Annotated in this window: 12 protein-coding genes and 2 tRNA genes; 12 read left to right on the forward strand and 2 right to left on the reverse strand. The window is 44.7% G+C overall.

Features of this window, described 5'->3' with window-relative positions:
- Window positions 1-160: 160 nt before the first annotated feature.
- Both MASE_RS08090 and MASE_RS08095 read right to left on the reverse strand, forming a co-directional pair.
- Complete coding sequence (locus MASE_RS08090; RefSeq protein ID WP_014949248.1) at window positions 161-325, reverse strand: entericidin A/B family lipoprotein; 165 nt, start codon at window positions 323-325, stop codon at window positions 161-163.
- Window positions 326-342: 17 nt separating this feature from the next.
- Complete coding sequence (locus MASE_RS08095) at window positions 343-1,329, reverse strand: mechanosensitive ion channel family protein (protein WP_014949249.1); 987 nt, start codon at window positions 1,327-1,329, stop codon at window positions 343-345.
- A gap of 421 nt (window positions 1,330-1,750) precedes the next feature.
- On the opposite strand from MASE_RS08095, the gene MASE_RS08100 reads away from it, so the two are divergent.
- From MASE_RS08100 to rpsO, 12 genes are all read left to right on the forward strand, one after another.
- A complete protein-coding gene (locus MASE_RS08100; RefSeq protein ID WP_014949250.1) occupies window positions 1,751-4,456 on the forward strand; it encodes a TonB-dependent receptor in 2,706 nt (901 codons plus the stop codon).
- A gap of 190 nt (window positions 4,457-4,646) precedes the next feature.
- Window positions 4,647-4,949 carry a 4a-hydroxytetrahydrobiopterin dehydratase gene (locus tag MASE_RS08105; RefSeq protein WP_014949251.1) on the forward strand — a complete coding sequence of 101 codons (303 nt, stop codon included), beginning with the start codon at window positions 4,647-4,649 and terminating at the stop codon, window positions 4,947-4,949.
- Between the two features lie 201 nt (window positions 4,950-5,150).
- Window positions 5,151-5,227: transfer RNA gene (locus MASE_RS08110), tRNA-Met, on the forward strand.
- A gap of 50 nt (window positions 5,228-5,277) precedes the next feature.
- A tRNA-Met gene (locus tag MASE_RS08115) sits at window positions 5,278-5,354 on the forward strand.
- A 171-nt stretch (window positions 5,355-5,525) separates the two neighbouring features.
- On the forward strand, window positions 5,526-8,777 hold the full coding sequence (locus tag MASE_RS08120; protein WP_014949252.1) for an MHYT domain-containing protein: 3,252 nt from the start codon (window positions 5,526-5,528) through the stop codon (window positions 8,775-8,777).
- Between the two features lie 97 nt (window positions 8,778-8,874).
- A complete protein-coding gene (locus MASE_RS08125) occupies window positions 8,875-9,876 on the forward strand; it encodes a response regulator (protein WP_014949253.1) in 1,002 nt (333 codons plus the stop codon).
- 377 nt (window positions 9,877-10,253) lie between these two features.
- On the forward strand, window positions 10,254-10,712 hold the full coding sequence (rimP, locus tag MASE_RS08130; RefSeq protein WP_014949254.1) for a ribosome maturation factor RimP: 459 nt from the start codon (window positions 10,254-10,256) through the stop codon (window positions 10,710-10,712).
- Between the two features lie 45 nt (window positions 10,713-10,757).
- On the forward strand, window positions 10,758-12,254 hold the full coding sequence (gene nusA, locus MASE_RS08135; protein WP_014949255.1) for a transcription termination factor NusA: 1,497 nt from the start codon (window positions 10,758-10,760) through the stop codon (window positions 12,252-12,254).
- Window positions 12,255-12,278: 24 nt separating this feature from the next.
- Window positions 12,279-14,885 carry a translation initiation factor IF-2 gene (infB, locus tag MASE_RS08140; protein ID WP_014949256.1) on the forward strand — a complete coding sequence of 869 codons (2,607 nt, stop codon included), beginning with the start codon at window positions 12,279-12,281 and terminating at the stop codon, window positions 14,883-14,885.
- A gap of 114 nt (window positions 14,886-14,999) precedes the next feature.
- Window positions 15,000-15,401 carry a 30S ribosome-binding factor RbfA gene (gene rbfA, locus MASE_RS08145; protein WP_014949257.1) on the forward strand — a complete coding sequence of 134 codons (402 nt, stop codon included), beginning with the start codon at window positions 15,000-15,002 and terminating at the stop codon, window positions 15,399-15,401.
- Window positions 15,402-16,376, forward strand: a complete 975-nt coding sequence (gene truB / locus MASE_RS08150) for a tRNA pseudouridine(55) synthase TruB (RefSeq protein ID WP_014949258.1) — start codon at window positions 15,402-15,404, stop codon at window positions 16,374-16,376.
- Window positions 16,377-16,496: 120 nt separating this feature from the next.
- The gene (rpsO, locus tag MASE_RS08155) at window positions 16,497-16,766 is read left to right on the forward strand and encodes a 30S ribosomal protein S15 (protein ID WP_012518257.1); all 270 of its coding nucleotides are present in this window, start codon (window positions 16,497-16,499) and stop codon (window positions 16,764-16,766) included.
- The last annotated feature ends 12 nt before the right edge of the window (window positions 16,767-16,778 follow it).

The raw sequence follows: 16,778 nt of genomic DNA on the forward strand, positions 1-16,778 counted from the left end.
ATTACAAAAACATGGTGCCACAAAATAAAAAAGCCTGAGATGCTGGCGGTTGTTGACCTTTGATATAAAGCAAAGGTCAACAGGGCCTAGTTTAGCAATCGTCAGGCTTTTACCTACACAGTCGTACTTTATCGGCAAGACCTATGTCGACAGAAACGAGTTAGTTAGACGCTTCCTCGGCACCTTCTTCAATGGCTTCTCCAGCACTTTGAATATCTTTACCGGCCCCTTCAACTGTTGCACAACCGCCTAAACTCCCAAAACTGGCTGCGAGTATAAGTACTAAAAAAGCGTGTTTAAGTGTTTTTGAATTTAACATTTCCATTTGCATCTCCGTTAGTTTCATTCTTCTGCGGGTTGCTCAGGGTTATCACCCGCTTTCACATCAGACTGCTCAGTTGATGAATTTGTATTACCTTTACTTGAACTTCTCTCATCCTGCTTTTTAAGCATGCTATTAAGCTTATCTCCCCCTTTAGCATTGAAATCCAATGTTCTGATAGGGAAAGGAATAAGAATATCGTTTTCTTCTAATACCGTTTTTACTGTACTGATCGCGTCGTGGCGTACGACCATAAATCCTGGCTCTCCTGGATATCGAATCCAAAACCACAGTAATAGGTTGATACTTGAATCGCCAAAAGACTCTGCGTAAACCGCGGTCTCTTCTTTTTTGATGACATAATCTTTTTCATTCATAGCATCCGTAATAACTTTGGCGGCTTCTTCTATATCATCAGCATAAGAAATGCCGACAGGGATCTCTATTCTTCGATAACCAAGATATGAATAATTGGTCAATATATTTCGGAAAAGAATCTTGTTGGGTATAACTTCAAGTTGACCATAAAAGGTTTCAACTAAGGTGTTTCTAAGGTTTATTTCCTTTACGTTACCAAATACACCTTCTGCCTCAATGACGTCACCAATTTCAAAGGGTTTTCGAATTCCCATGGCTACACCGGCAATGAAGTTTTCCGTCATGTCCTGAAACGCAAAACCAATGGCCAACCCGACGATACCTGCGCCTGCAAGTAAAGAGGTGACAGTACCTTTAAGGCCAACAAAGTCTAGCGCAATGAAAATTCCCGCTATTAAAACGATAGATTTGATTATGGAGGTGAGGAGGCTTGCAATTTGTCGAGACTCAAACGTTCTGCGCATAATCTTGCCAGCAACGTTGCCGATCACTTTGGCGATAATGCCAAAGGCTATCGCAATAAAAAATGCGACAACAATGTTAGGAAGAAGCGTAATGCCACCTTCTATCCAAGACTCTAGCTTTTCGCTGAGTAATTTATAAACCTCATCTATTTTTGGAAACTCCATAGACCTCGTGCACCTTCATATAAAGTGTTCCTGATGTTTCAAGAATCATTCCTTTCAAAATAATCTTGTAACGCATTGAAAATTGGAGGGTATGCCTGGTTTTTGAGGTGCGCGATCCATCAAGCGTAATGAATAAATTTCCCATATTGGGAAACATATTCTCAATTGGGATATGGCTAAATTCAGTGGAGAGGCTTCAATTTATCCTAAAGGATATCTGGTCAGACCATGTGTAAAATTAATGTAAACATATTATTCACAATAAATTTACAAAGGTGAAATTCAAGCATAGTATCAATTGCGTAGGTCAATATTTGTTCATGGCCTCAGACAATAACAACACGAAATCGAACAGCCTGTCGCTAGCGGAAAGTGTGGGTAGTAATGCCGGTAGTGATAAGCCCAGATTTGGAATCACACTATGAAATTTAAAACGCGTAAGACAGCAGTGGCGGCAATGGTCGGTACTGCTTTATTTTGCTCTCCTTATATCGCATCAGCCCAAGAAGCAGACGTTGAAAGTGAGCAAGAAGCTAAGAAAGACGTAGAACTCATTTTGGTTACTGGTAGTTTTGTCCGCCGTAGCGAAAACTTCGAATCTCCTTCTCCACTAGCCGTGGTAGATAGCGTGGCTATAGACGCGATTGGCGCAAAGAATATTGCGGATATTACACAAACACTCACTATTAACACGGGTGCTGAAAACAACCCAGATGCTTTTACGCAAAACGCAACAGCGGGTACGTCGAATATTAACCTTCGTGGTTTAGGCGTAGCGTCTACTCTGGTTTTACTTAACAACAAGCGTCAGGTCGTTACAGCGCAACCAACGAACGAAGGCCTGAACTTCGTCGATACCAGTTCACTTGTGCCAATGATTGCCATTGATCGTATGGAAGTGGTTAAAGATGGTGCGTCGGCTCTGTATGGTTCTGATGCCGTTGCAGGTGTCGTTAACTTTATCACCAAACGCAATTATGACGGAGCAATGGTAAGCCTTGACTATCAAGATGGTGCGCATGGCGACAACAAAGAATACATTTTACAAGGTTTATGGGGCGCAACCGGTGATAACGGAAGCGTACTAGCGGCGATAAGCTATACCAACCGTTCGCCGCTTTTTCTCAGCGATAGACGACTAAGTCGTCCCCAAGACGATACAAGTGCTCTGGGTAACCCAGGCTCTTTCTTCTTAAACATTCCAGGTGCAGGGGCACTGCCCATTATCGACCCGTACGGATGTGAGGAGTTTGGTGGTGCACCCAGTTTACTTGCGCCAAGTGGTACAGTGCCAGGTTTAGAAATTGGTTTTTGTGGTTTTGATTTCGGTAAATTCTATTCATATGTTGCTGATGAGAGCCGAACAAATGCTTATGTACGTGCAGACTACGAGTTCGATAACGATATTACATGGTCGGCTGAATTCAGTTTAGCGAGAAACCGTGCTGAACGTGGTGGAGCACCGAGCTTCCCAATTTTAACCTCTCCAATTGTTCCGGATTATCATCCGCAGAATCCATTTGGTCAGCCTGTCGCTTTCTTCGGCCGCGCTGAAGGTAACGGCTTCCCTGGTGACCCAGCGAATACCGAATCAGATACCTTTCGCTTTAGCACCAGTTTACAAGGTGTGACAGACACTGGGTTCTGGGAAGTAAGCTATACACGTGCGGTTAACGATTTTGTATTTAGGGTTCCTGACGTACTAAATACCGAGTTTCAGCTTGCGCTATACGGTCTAGGTGGCTCTAATTGTGACCCTATCGCTGGAACGCCAGGGGTAGGGGATTGCGAATTCTTCAACCCATTTGCAACGTCTTACACAACGGCGCCTAACTCTGATTACGTGGTTAGCTCCTTTACGGGAACCGAAGTGATTGACTCTAAAGCTGACCTTGAAGTTTTCGAAGCGTTTACATCGTTTGATGTGTTCGAAATGGGCGGTGGCTTTGCGGCGTTAGCATTGGGTGTTCAATATCGTGAAAACCAGCTTAGCCAAGATTACGATGACCTTGCTAACCAAGACAGTTTCACATTCGTTATCGGCAACCCTGATATTGATGGTAGCCAGGATGTATGGGCAGCGTTCGGTGAACTTGCATTACCAATAAATGACGAATTAGATGTTCAGCTAGCGGTTCGTTATGAAGATTACGGCGGTACCATTGGAAGTACGGTGGATCCAAAGTTAGCGATTTCGTGGCGTGCGACTGATGAGTTTTCACTTCGCGGCTCGATATCTACGTCGTTTAGAGCGCCAACAGTGTTCTTAGCACAAGGTGGCGCAACGTCGTTGCAACAGCTTATTGACCCCGTTCAAGGTGCTACGGCATTTGTAGCTGTTAGAACATCGGGTAATGAAGAGCTAAAACCTGAAGAGTCGACAGCCTATAATATTGGCTTCTCATACGAGCCTTTCAGAGACTTTTCTGTTGAAGTTGATTATTGGAATTTCGAGTTTGAAGACTTGATCATTCAAGAGAACGCGCAGGCGGTACTAAATGATGATCCGACTAACCCAGACCGCGTCATCCGTGCTGGAGACCCGCTGACTGGGCCTGTTCTTCAAGTAAATAACACGTATGTTAACGCGAGTTCTTTGGAAACATCGGGTCTTGATTTTGTAACTAGTTATAAAATAGAGACAGACTTCGGTAACTTTACACCTACGTTGAATGCGACCTACATCACTAAGTATGACTTGATGGACCCACAGGCAGGGAACATTGATGGTGCAGGACGCCGTAACTTCAATAACATTGGTGTGTCTTCTCCTGAATTGCGCGCGAACTTGGGACTGGCTTGGCAAAACGATATCCATGCAGCCAATATCTTCCTTCGCTACATCTCATCATATGATGATGATCAAAATTGCGCGGACGGTACTGCAAATGTGGGTGGTTGTTCAGGTGGCTTTTACGAAGTGGATAGTCACTTGACGGTAGATGCTCAATACAACATCGACTTAGGCGGCTTATATGATACAGAACAAAGTTATGTGTTGACGTTAGGCGCAATTAACATGTTCGACGAAGAGCCTCCACAGCTATTCACTAACAGCGGGTTTGACTCTAAGGTTCACGATCCACGAGGTCGTCAAATCTATGCGCGCTTAGCTATCGAGTTCTAATCTGTTAATAAGGTAGAAGTATAGCCACCCTTTGACTATAAAAGTTGAAGGGTGGCTTTTTTGTAAACCTTAGCCTCCACTCCTCTTTGTGATTTTGTCTCCAGTCTCTTCTAATGTTAAACCAATCGATTAAAGTATCTCGTAGTAGGTAAGACTTTTACGTAATCATCAGTGATTGAAGGAGATAAGAATGGCGACGAAGCTGTCTGATAATGAAATTAACGAAAAATTGAAAGCGCTCAATGAACTGGTTTCCGATGACACACCATGGGAGCAAAGTGGAGACACTATCAAAAAGACGTTTATGTTTAAGAGCTTTATCCGAGCTTTTGGGTGGATGTCTCAAATTGCGATTTGGGCGGAAAAGCTAAAACATCATCCGGAGTGGTTCAATGTTTATAATAAAGTAGAGGTAACATTGACTACGCACGACGCTGGTGGGCTAACAGAATTAGATTTTTCGTTGGCTGAAAAAATGGAAAAATTTAAATAGCTTTAATCAACGTGTGTAAATAGGAGCTAAAAATCGGTTAATTCGTATTAACTTTGTTCATGTTGGTCAATTAAACCGCTAACAGTCAGAAAAATGAAATATTTCGCATGCTGGTACTTGTGTTGCGAAAGTCCCTATGTATAATACGCACCACGTTGAAGCGAGGCATTAAATGAAGCGCTTACAACAATAATTTTCTGGCGCGGGATGGAGCAGTCTGGTAGCTCGTCGGGCTCATAACCCGAAGGTCGTAGGTTCAAATCCTGCTCCCGCAACCAAACAAAACCAGAATTACAAAGCATTGCAAATGCAAGCTTTACCGTACAGCCGCGGGATGGAGCAGTCTGGTAGCTCGTCGGGCTCATAACCCGAAGGTCGTAGGTTCAAATCCTGCTCCCGCAACCACATTTAAAACCCAGCTTTTGCTGGGTTTTTTCTTTTTATACGGCAAAACATAATAGCGTTCCTTGATTTACACGATAATTTTGAATTAATTACTACACTGTGTAAATGAGTGTGCTAAGTTAACCTCACGCCACCATTGAAAATTAAACTAATAGGTAGTATGGCCGCGTTATGATATCCCGTTTTTTTACTTTTGAAGAACACGCCACCTTAATAGAAGGTGTTTATCATTTTCCTTTGGTCATTCTATCGCTTATGGTGGCTGTGTTTGCCTCATTTATGGCGTTTAATGTGGCAGGGCAAGCCGCGATCACCGAAGACAAACTTCGACGAAATGCCTTATTAGGCACCGGCAGCATTGCATTAGGCGGTGGTATTTGGTCTATGCATTTCTTGGGGATGACCGCTTTTGATTTATGTCTGCCCGTTGACTATGATCCTCTGATTACCGGGCTCTCTGCCGTTCCCGGGATTGCCGCAGCTTGGGTGGCGCTTCACCTTTTAACTAAGTCCCGTATTAGCCTCGCTGAAATAATATTAGGTGGTGTACTGGTAGGTGCTGGTATTGGCACTATGCACTATAGTGGTATGGCCGCTATGGAAATGGCACCGCTTCTTCGTTACGACCTTGGTATGTTTGCCCTTTCTATTGTGGTAGCTGTGTGTTTAGCCATGCTGTCGCTGTGGATTAAATTCGGCATTACAGCTGCTACGAAAAGTAAAAAGCTGTTAGGAAAACATGTATTACTTGCAAGTATCGTCATGGGACTGGCTATTTCTGGTATGCACTATACGGGGATGGCGGCAGCAAGATTCGTATTGCCACCAGGAATGGAAACGTCGGGTCAGTCTTCAGATATTGCTGTTTATCTAGCAATTTCGATTGCTATCGTTACGTTAATATTAATTACGATGGTATTGGGCATTAGCCTTCTTTTTAAATATCGCGATGTAATGGTACGCGCCATTGAAAGTGAGCGAATTCAAAGTGCTATTACCGATACCGCCGTCGACGCCATCCTGACCGTTGATGACAAAGGCATTATAAAAACCGCTAACCCCGCTGTTGAGCGCATCTATGGCTATACTCAGCAAGAAATAATCGGTATGCACGCAGCTGAGGTAGTAACTCCTGAAAGACGTCATTTATACGGTGATGACTTCTTCAGTCAGCGAGTAGTACCAACTGAGCAAATTATTGGTACAGGAAGAGAAGTAGAAGTACTTCGCAAAGACGGTGAGCGTATACCAGTGCGCTTGGGTGTCGGCTACACAAAAATTGATGGTAAGCCCGTTTTTGTCTCTTTCGCTTCTGATTTACGTAAACGCAAGGAAATGGAAGATGCATTGCGCGAGAGCGAAGCTAAATTTAGAAGTCTTATCTCAAATATTCCTGGTATGGCTTATCGCTGTTTAAGTATGCCAGGGTGGCCCATGGTATTTATTAGTGATGCTGTAACAGAAGTAACCGGATACCCGCCTGAAGATTTTACCTTGCCCAATCCGAAGCGCTCTTTCACCGATCTTTACCATCCTGATGATGTAGAGCGTCTATCATCTATTAGTCCTGATGTAGGCGCCTTTTCATATGAATATAGAATCGTCGCAAAATCCGGAGAGGTGAAGTGGGTTATCGAGCATGGAGTACAGGTTAAAGACGATGATGGCATGGTGCTCTATGTAGACGGCTTCATATCTGACATTACACATCGAAAAGTGATGGAGAATGAATTAAAAGCGGCAAAGGAAAAAGCAGAGCAAGCTGCCGCTGCGCGTACCGCATTTCTTGCTAATATGAGTCATGAAATCCGTACGCCTATGAATGCAATAATAGGCTTTAGCGACCTCATGTTAGGAGAAGCCTTACGCGAAGAGCAAAAATCTCACTTAACCACGATAAACCGTTCCGCACGTTCATTGCTGCATCTTCTTAACGACATACTTGATAGCGCGAAGTTGGATAAAGGTAAGCTTGATTTAGATTATCGCGATTTCCTTATTCGCGAAGAGTTGGATTTGGTTATTTCAACATTTTGGTTAGAAGCCAAGCGCAAAAAAGTTGGACTTGTACTTAATGTCGATGATTCGGTAGCTAACGGATACAGAGGTGTACCGGAGCGAATGCGACAGGTACTTAACAATCTGATAGGCAACGCCGTTAAATTCACTCACGAGGGTGAAGTGACTATCAATGTCAAAAGTGATGAAAAGTATGTGTATTTTGACGTGACAGATACCGGCATTGGTATGACGCAAGAGCAAGTAGAAAGAGTATTCGACCCGTTCTCTCAAGCAGATGCATCGATGAGTCGAAAGTACGGCGGCACGGGGCTGGGAACAACTATTTCCAAGCAGTTAGTTGAACTGATGGGCGGTAATATTTGTGCAACTAGTGAAAAAGGTAAAGGAACGACCTTTACTTTCAGACTTCCTCTAGAAGTTGTAGAAATTGATGATTATGTATCTAGTGAGCTCTCCTCGAAAGCAGCACGTATTGAAACCTCGTTAACCGTACTGGTTGTTGACGATGTGCAGCAAAACCTTGAGCTGCTTTCGTTGCTGCTAAAACGCGCTGGCCACATTGTAGAAACGGCAACAGATGGACAGATTGCATTAGATAAAATGCGCGCTAAGTCGTTTGACGTGGTACTGATGGATTTACAGATGCCAAAGTTAGATGGCCTAGAGGCAGCCAAACAGCGTCGAGAGTTTGAAAAAGAAAATAGCTTACCACCTACGCCCATTATTGCGCTGACCGCTAGCGTGTTAGTACAGGACAAACATGCCGCGCAGCAGGCGGGAATGGAAGGGTTCGCCAACAAGCCCGTCGATTTCCCTCAATTGATGGACGAGATTGCTCGCGTGCTTAACATAGATACACTTCAGTTGGACTCGGTACCAGACACATTAGAAGTAAATGCTCCAGCATCTGCGCTTAAAGTTGATAAAAACGTGTTGGATTTGAAGAAGGCCATCGATTTATGGGGGAGTGAAGAGGTCGTCCTACAAGAGGTGGATAAATTCTCTACTACCTGCAGGGATAAAGTCGACGACTTAATGGGGGCGGCAATTCGTGAAGACTATAAAGCGGTTGCTACACTTTCACACGGTTTAAAAGGTACATCGGGTAATCTTTGCTTAACCACCTTCTATCATACAACCAGGGAAATTGAAGCTCAGGCTCTAAAATCAGAGGTGAATATTGAAGACGTTAACCGTCTTCGTGATGCCTTAGATAAAATCGAGTTGATGCTTAGCGAATCGCCACTGTATGCCGAAAATGCCATTAATGAAAGTATCGATAATGCATTGCTGCTGAGTCATTTGGAGGCTATGCTCGATAGTGTAGAGCAAAACATGGTAGATGAAGATGAATTGTCATTTTACGCGAGGTTGGGTGTTCTAGTCACAAAGAACAGATAACTCAAATTCTCTTAGATATCGATGATTTTGAGTTCGAGTTGGCGCATGAGCGCATCTCTACATTGATACAAGAATTAAAGTAGCCAAGAGACGCGGCATGTTAAACATTGAAATCACAAAACCTACTTTATTACTCGTTGACGATGAGCCAGTAAACCTAAGGGTTTTAAAGCAACTTCTCGCTAATGATTATCAGCTTATTTTTGCGAGAAATGGCGAAGAAGCGTTAAAGCTCACTGAGACTAGACAGCCAAATTTGATATTGCTTGACGTTATGATGCCAGGACTGACGGGTTTTGAAGTATGCCGCCAGCTTAAACAGCAAGCAGATACAAGGCACATCCCCGTTATATTTGTCACCGCCTTAAATGATGAACACGAAGAAACGGAAGGCTTCGAAGCGGGCGCTGTGGACTACATTACTAAGCCTATATCTCCGGCCATCGTAAAAGCGCGGGTTAAAACCCACCTCAGTTTGGTGCAAGCTGACGAGCTACTTGATAGCCGTTTACAAGTTGTACAGCGTTTAGGTAAGGCGGCGGAATATAAAGACAATGAGACGGGCATGCATGTCATGCGCATGAGCCATTATTCGAAAGAACTTGCGCTTGCCTATGGACTTACAGATAAACAGGCTGAAATTCTGCTTCATGCTGCCCCGATGCACGACATCGGCAAAATTGGTATTGCTGATAGTATAATGTTGAAACCAGGGAAGCTGACAGACGAAGAGTTTGCCACCATGAAAAACCACCCTGAGATTGGTGCGGAAATCATTGGTGATTGCGGCGATTCTTTGTTGTTGAAAGTTGCGAAGTCTGTTTCGCTAACCCACCATGAAAAATGGGACGGGTCAGGCTATCCTAAAGGGCTTGCGGGTGAAGATATTCCCATTGAGGGACGTATTTGTGCCATTGCTGATGTTTTCGATGCCTTAACCAGCAAGCGTCCTTATAAAGACGCCTGGAGTATTGAAAAAACGGTAGACTTTCTTCAAAGCCAAAAGGGAAAGCATTTCGAACCCAGACTTGTCGATTTGATGATAGAAATTATGCCTAAAATTCTTGATATTAAAGCGACATTTAAAGACGAAGACTAAGTCTGCTGGACTAAACCGCAATTAAAATACTTTCATGCAGGCCGAATTTTGCACAGAAAAAATCGACACCCTCCCGTGTCTGCGCCTATTGGCTGTTGCTTAATGCGACGGCTATACGTATAATGTGCTCATTAAGTGATGAGAGCGGGCTCCCTCAGAACAGGAAAGTAACGCACTTATCATTGGCAAGCTATCACCTAACGGTGGTTTTACCCATAGGTTTGCAACTGCCCTTGTTGGCAGGTATGGGTTCAGAATTTTAATAAAAGCCCCGCTAGTCCGGGGCTTTTTGTTGTATTAAAACCTGGAGTCAGCCTCGCTGAGCCGGGTGATGACAGGTGGGCTTTAGGCCCTTTTTTCGTTTTTGGAGGTTTGCATTGGCAAAACTTGAAGAGAAACTAACCGAAATGCTAGAGCCAGGTGTTGAAGCACTGGGTTTTGAGTTGGTTGGGATCGAGTTTGTACGAGCGGGGAAGCATTCTATTCTTCGCGTTTTTATTGATCATGAAAACGGTATTACCGTTGATGATTGTGCAGATGTAAGTCATCAGGTTAGCGCAATTTTGGACGTTGAAGATCCAATTAGCACTGAATACAACTTGGAAGTGTCATCACCGGGTATGGACAGACCGCTTTTCAAAGAGAAGCACTATATCGAGTCTGTGGGTGAAGTGGTTCAAATTCGTTTGTCTATGCCAATGGATGACAGACGTAATTTTAAAGGCAAAGTACTCGCGTGCGAAAATGGCATCGTAAGTATTGAAGTGGATGGCCAGCAGTTCCAGTTAGCTGTGGCGAATATCGAAAAAGGTAACGTTGTTCCCACGTTCGATTAACGGAACAGCTCTGCTTTCATCGACGAAAGCAAAAGAGAGGCGAAAATGAATAAAGAAATTTTGTTAGTGGCGGAAGCCGTTTCAAATGAAAAACAAGTGCCTAGAGAGAAAATTTTTGAAGCGCTAGAGTTTGCGATCGCTAGTGCAACAAAAAAGAAAAACGAAGGCGAAATTGAAGTTCGTGTAAGCATCGACAGAACGTCTGGTGACTTTGATACATTCCGTCGCTGGTTGGTTATCCCTGATGATCAAGAACAGGAAAACCCATTTGCTGAAATTACGATTTCTGCTGCACAAATCGACGAACCAGAGATACAACTCGGCGATTATGTGGAAGAACAGATTGAATCTATTAAATTCGACCGCATAACTACGCAGACCGCAAAGCAAGTGATTGTACAAAAAGTACGTGAAGCTGAGCGTCAGCAAATGATTGCTGAGTACGAAGACAAAGTAGGTGAGCTGGTTACAGGTACGGTTAAGAAAGTAAACCGCGACAACATCATCATCGACTTAGGTAACAACGCTGAAGGTGTTATCTACCGCGATGACATGCTTCCTCGTGAAACTTTCCGTCCGGGCGACCGTGTACGTGGCCTTCTTTACGTTATTCGTCCAGAAGCACGTGGCGCACAGCTATTTATTAGCCGTACGCACCCAGACATGCTAGTTGAGCTTTTCCGTCTGGAAGTACCAGAAATTGCGGAAGAGACACTAGAAATTAAATCTGCAGCGCGTGACCCAGGTTCTCGTGCAAAGATTGCGGTTAAAACTAATGACAAACGCTTAGACCCGGTTGGTGCGTGCGTTGGTATGCGTGGTTCACGTGTACAAGCCGTATCAGGGGAACTTGGCGGTGAACGTGTTGATATCGTGTTATGGGACGAAAACCCAGCGCAATTCGTTATCAATGCTATGGCTCCCGCCGAAGTGGCGTCAATCGTTGTTGATGAAGACAGCAACAGCATGGACGTAGCGGTTGAAGCAGACAACCTAGCACAGGCAATTGGCCGTAGTGGTCAAAACGTTCGCCTAGCTAGCCAGCTTACAGGCTGGGAACTTAACGTGATGACGGTTGAAGATCTCAACAAGAAGCATGAAGAAGAAAACGCGAAGGTACTTGATCTATTTACTGCTGGTTTGGACATTGACGAAGAGTTCGCGTCTGTCTTGGTAGATGAAGGCTTTACAACGTTAGAAGAAGTGGCATACGTGCCTGCAAGTGAGCTTCTAGCGGTTGAAGGGTTAGATGAAGAAATGGTTGAAGAGCTGCGCAACAGAGCGCGCGCTTTCCTAACCACGCGTGCACTGGCGAACGAAGAATCGCTTGAAGGTGCAGAGCCTACAGAAGCCTTATTAAATCTTGAAGGTATGAGTAAACACGTGGCCTATGTGTTGGCCAGCCGCGGTGTTACCGACCTGGAAGAATTAGCAGAACAAGGTACCGATGATATCAGTGATATCGATGAACTAGACGAAGAGAAAGCCGGTGCGTTAATCATGGCGGCTCGTAATATCGTATGGTTCAGTGAAGAAGAGTAAGGTCAACAGGGGGAAAATTACGTAATGGCAGATGTATCTATTGAAAAGCTCGCCAGCGACATTGGTACGACCGTTGACCGATTGGTTGGCCAGTTTAAAGACGCGGGTATCACTAAGAATGCCGGCGATCAGGTAAACGAAGACGAGAAACAAAAACTATTGGATCATTTAAGTAAGCAACACGGCAGCGCAGCTGAACCGACACGTATGACACTTAAGCGTAAGACAACCAGCACGCTAAGTGTTGGTAAGTCTAAAGAAGTGAAAGTAGAAGTACGTAAAAAGCGCACTTACGTCAAGCGTAGCGATGTTGAAGAACAGCAGCGTCAAGCAGAAGAAGAGGCGAAGCGTCTTGAAGAAGAAGCTCGTCTGAAGCGCGAAGCGGAAGAAAAAGCAGCAGCTGAAGCGAAAAAAGCCGCTGAAGAGAAAGCACGTAAAGCTGAAGAAGCGAAGAAAGCTGCTGAAGAAGAGCGTGCCCGTCGTGCAGAACAAGCGAAAAAAGAAGCTGAAGCACGAAAAGCCGACGAACCTGAGCTAACTGAAGCTGAAAAAGCGGAAGCAGAAGCGGCTCGTCAGGAAGAAGAGCGTCTGCGCAAAGCGCAAGAAGAAGAAGCGCAGAAGAAGCTTGAAGAAGACGCGAAGAAAGCGGCTGATGAAGCGCGCAAACTTGCTGAAGAGAACGAGCGTCGCTGGAAGGAAGAAGAAGAGCGTCGTAAGAAAGAAGAAGCTGAAGAAGTTCACTTGCACTCTAACCGTTATGCTCAAGAAGCTGAAGACGAAGAAGACATGCAGGTTGAGCGTTCATCACGCCGTCGTCGTAAGTCGAAGAAAAATGCGGGTGAGCATCTTAAGCAAGGCTTTAACAAGCCAGCTGCACCTGTAGAGCGTGTAGTTAAGCTTGGCGCAACCATCACAGTTGGCGAACTTGCAAGTAAACTTGCAATTAAGTCTAACGAAGTTATCAAAACGATGATGAAGATGGGCGAAATGGCAACCATTAACCAAGTACTAGACCAAGATACTGCGGTACTAGTAATTGAAGAAATGGGTCATAAGTACGAGCTTGTTAACGACAACGCACTTGAAGATGAGTTGTTGGCAGATGGCACTGGCGGTGAAAAAACCACACGTGCACCTGTTGTAACCATCATGGGTCACGTTGACCACGGTAAAACGTCATTGCTTGACTACATTCGTCGCGCGAAAGTTGCAGACGGTGAAGCCGGTGGTATTACCCAGCACATTGGTGCATATAAAGTAGAAACAGAAAATGGCGAAATCACGTTCCTAGATACACCTGGACACGCCGCATTTACCGCAATGCGTGCTCGTGGTGCTACGGCGACGGATATCGTTATTCTTGTAGTTGCTGCAGATGACGGCGTAATGCCTCAAACGAAAGAAGCGGTACAGCACGCTCGCGCTGCTGGCGTACCTCTTATCGTTGCAGTGAACAAAATGGATAAAGAAACAGCTGACCCTGATCGCGTTAAAACTGAGCTATCTCAACTAGAAGTTATCTCAGAAGAGTGGGGCGGTGAGCACCAGTTCTGTAACGTTTCTGCGAAAACAGGTATGGGCGTAGACGAACTGCTTGAAGCTATCGTTCTACAAGCTGAAGTTCTAGACCTTAAAGCAGTAGCTGAAGGCCCAGGTCGCGGTATTGTTATTGAATCTCGCCTTGATAAAGGCCGTGGTCCAGTAGCATCTGTATTGGTTCAAGAAGGCCAATTACGTGCTGGTGACATTCTACTTTGTGGTGAAGAATACGGCCGTGTTCGTGCAATGCGTGACGAAAACGGTAATGAAATTAAGATTGCTGGTCCTTCTACGCCTGTGGAAGTACTTGGTCTGTCTGGTGTTCCGGTAGCGGGTGAAGACGCAGCCGTTGTTAAAGACGAGCGTAAAGCGCGTGAAGTAGCAGCGAAACGTCATCAGAAGAAACGTGAACTTAAACTTGCTCGTCAGCAGAAAGCGAAACTTGAAAATATGTTTGCGAACATGGAATCAGGTGATGTTAGCGAACTTAACATCGTACTTAAAGCTGACGTACAGGGTTCTGTAGAAGCAATTTCTGAATCATTGGTTAAGCTTTCTACTTCTGAAGTAAAAGTGAACATTGTAGGTAGTGGTGTAGGTGGTATCACTGAAACTGACGCAACCCTTGCGGCTGCATCAGGCGCTATTGTACTAGGCTTTAACGTTCGTGCCGATGCTACAGCGCGTCGCGTACTAGAAGCTGAAGAAATTGATTTACGTTACTACAGCGTTATCTATAACCTAATTGACGAAGTGAAAGCGGCCATGAGTGGTATGCTTGCACCAGAATTCAAGCAGGAAATCATTGGTCTTGCAGAAGTACGTGACGTATTTAAGTCACCGAAACTGGGCGCAATTGCGGGCTGTATGGTTACTGAAGGTAACGTTAAGCGTAGCAACCCAATCCGTGTACTTCGCGACAACGTAGTAATTTACGAAGGTGAACTAGAGTCACTGCGTCGCTTTAAAGATGACGTACAAGAAGTACGTAACGGTATGGAATGTGGTATCGGCGTTAAGAACTACAACGACGTGAAAGTAGGCGACCAAATCGAGGTCTTCGAAATCGTTGAGGTTAAGCGCGAAATTTAACTGCCTTAGTTAATTCGGCATGTGAGAAACGGGGGCCGAGTGCTCCCGTTTTTGTCTGTATACAACAAACAGACCTCGCGCATGCTCAGCGTTAAATAAGGAAAGGAGAGAATAATGGCCCGTGAATTTTCACGTACCGACAGAGTGGCTCAGCAAGTCCATAAAGAAGTGGCGAGCATTCTGCAAAATGAATACAAGCACCGCGTTGGCGACATGCCCTTGATCACGGTTTCTGACGTAGATGTGTCGCGCGACCTGGCGCATGCAAAAATCTTTGTGACTATCTACAACAGCACCGAAGAAGAAGGTAAAGCGCAAATTAAACAACTGGCAGAATACAAAAAGTTTATTCGCAGTATTCTAGCTAAACGTATTCGCATGCGCTCAGTGCCTGATCTTCACTTCTTTGAAGATAAGTCGATTGTTGAAGGTATGCGTATCTCTAATCTTGTGTCTCAGACCATCGCAAAAGATGAGTCAAAGCGCGATAAAGACGATCCACAAGAGCAGGAGTAAATGGCAAGACGTCGTAAAGGCCGTGAGATTAACGGCATAGTATTGCTTGATAAACCGCTTGGTGGGTCATCTAACCAACTGCTTCAAAAAGTGCGCTGGCTGTACAAAGCTGCGAAGGCTGGGCATACAGGCGCACTTGATCCACTTGCCAGTGGCATGTTGCCGCTGTGCTTGGGTGAAGCTACGAAGTTTTCTCAGTTTCTTCTGGATGCAGAAAAGACCTACGAGGTAACTGCTCAACTGGGTGTTCGCACCACCACGTCTGATGCCGATGGCGAAGTGGTTGAAGAAAAGCCTGTTGATGTAAGCGAAGAACAAGTACGTGATGCGTGCTTGGCGTTTCTAGGTAAGAGTAAACAAATCCCGTCCATGTTTTCAGCGCTTAAACATCAAGGTAAGCCACTTTATCACTATGCACGTCAAGGTATAGAGATTGAGCGTGAACCTCGTGATATTGAAGTGTATGAATTAGATGTACTGCGTATTGAACTGCCGTTTGTAGAAATGCGCATTAAATGCAGCAAGGGCACTTATATTCGCTCAATCGTAGATGATTTAGGTCAGAACCTTGGCTGTGGCGCCTACGTGACTCGCTTACACCGTACGGAAGTAGCAGACTATCCTACGGATAAAATGGTCTCGCTGGATAAGTTAATTGAAATTCAGGAATCACTGGAAGAAGGTGACTTTAAAGCGCTGGATGACTTATTGATTCCTATGGATACCGCCGTAAGTCGGTTGCCATTTGTGACCATTAACGACGCTGAAAGAAACCGTTTTGATAACGGCCAATCTGTAAAAGGGACTTGTAGCGAAACGCTGAGTGAAGGCATGTCTTACCGCGTTTACCATGGCGACGATACCAGTGGTATTTTCTTAGGCGTAGGGGAAGGGGTTCTTGACCCGAAAGACCAAGGTATCCCTAAACAAGAAGTGTTTGTTAACCCAAAACGTCGAGTTGTTTATCCATTGTAGCTGCGCCGGTAAATAAAGACGGTTTATGGCTTGCTAAGTCTGTAAACGTCATTATAATACGGCGCTCATTCCGCTTTGCTGAATTAGTGATCGGCGAAGCATTAATATTAGGAGAATGATATGTCACTAACTAAAGCAGAAACCGCAAAAATCATTGCTGAGTACGGCGTTAAAGAAGGCGACACTGGTTCACCAGAAGTTCAAGTTGCTTTGCTTACTCACAACATCAACAAGCTTCAAGGTCACTTTGCTGATCACAAGAAAGATCACCACTCACGTCGTGGTCTTCTACGTATGGTTAGCCAACGTCGTAAGCTTCTAGACTACCTTAAAGGCAAGAACGCAGAGCGTTACCTTGACCTTATCAAGCGTCTAGGTCTACGTCGATAAGACTAGGTTTCA

It is taken from the genome of Alteromonas macleodii ATCC 27126 (assembly GCF_000172635.2).
In the GTDB taxonomy this organism is placed as follows: domain Bacteria; phylum Pseudomonadota; class Gammaproteobacteria; order Enterobacterales; family Alteromonadaceae; genus Alteromonas; species Alteromonas macleodii.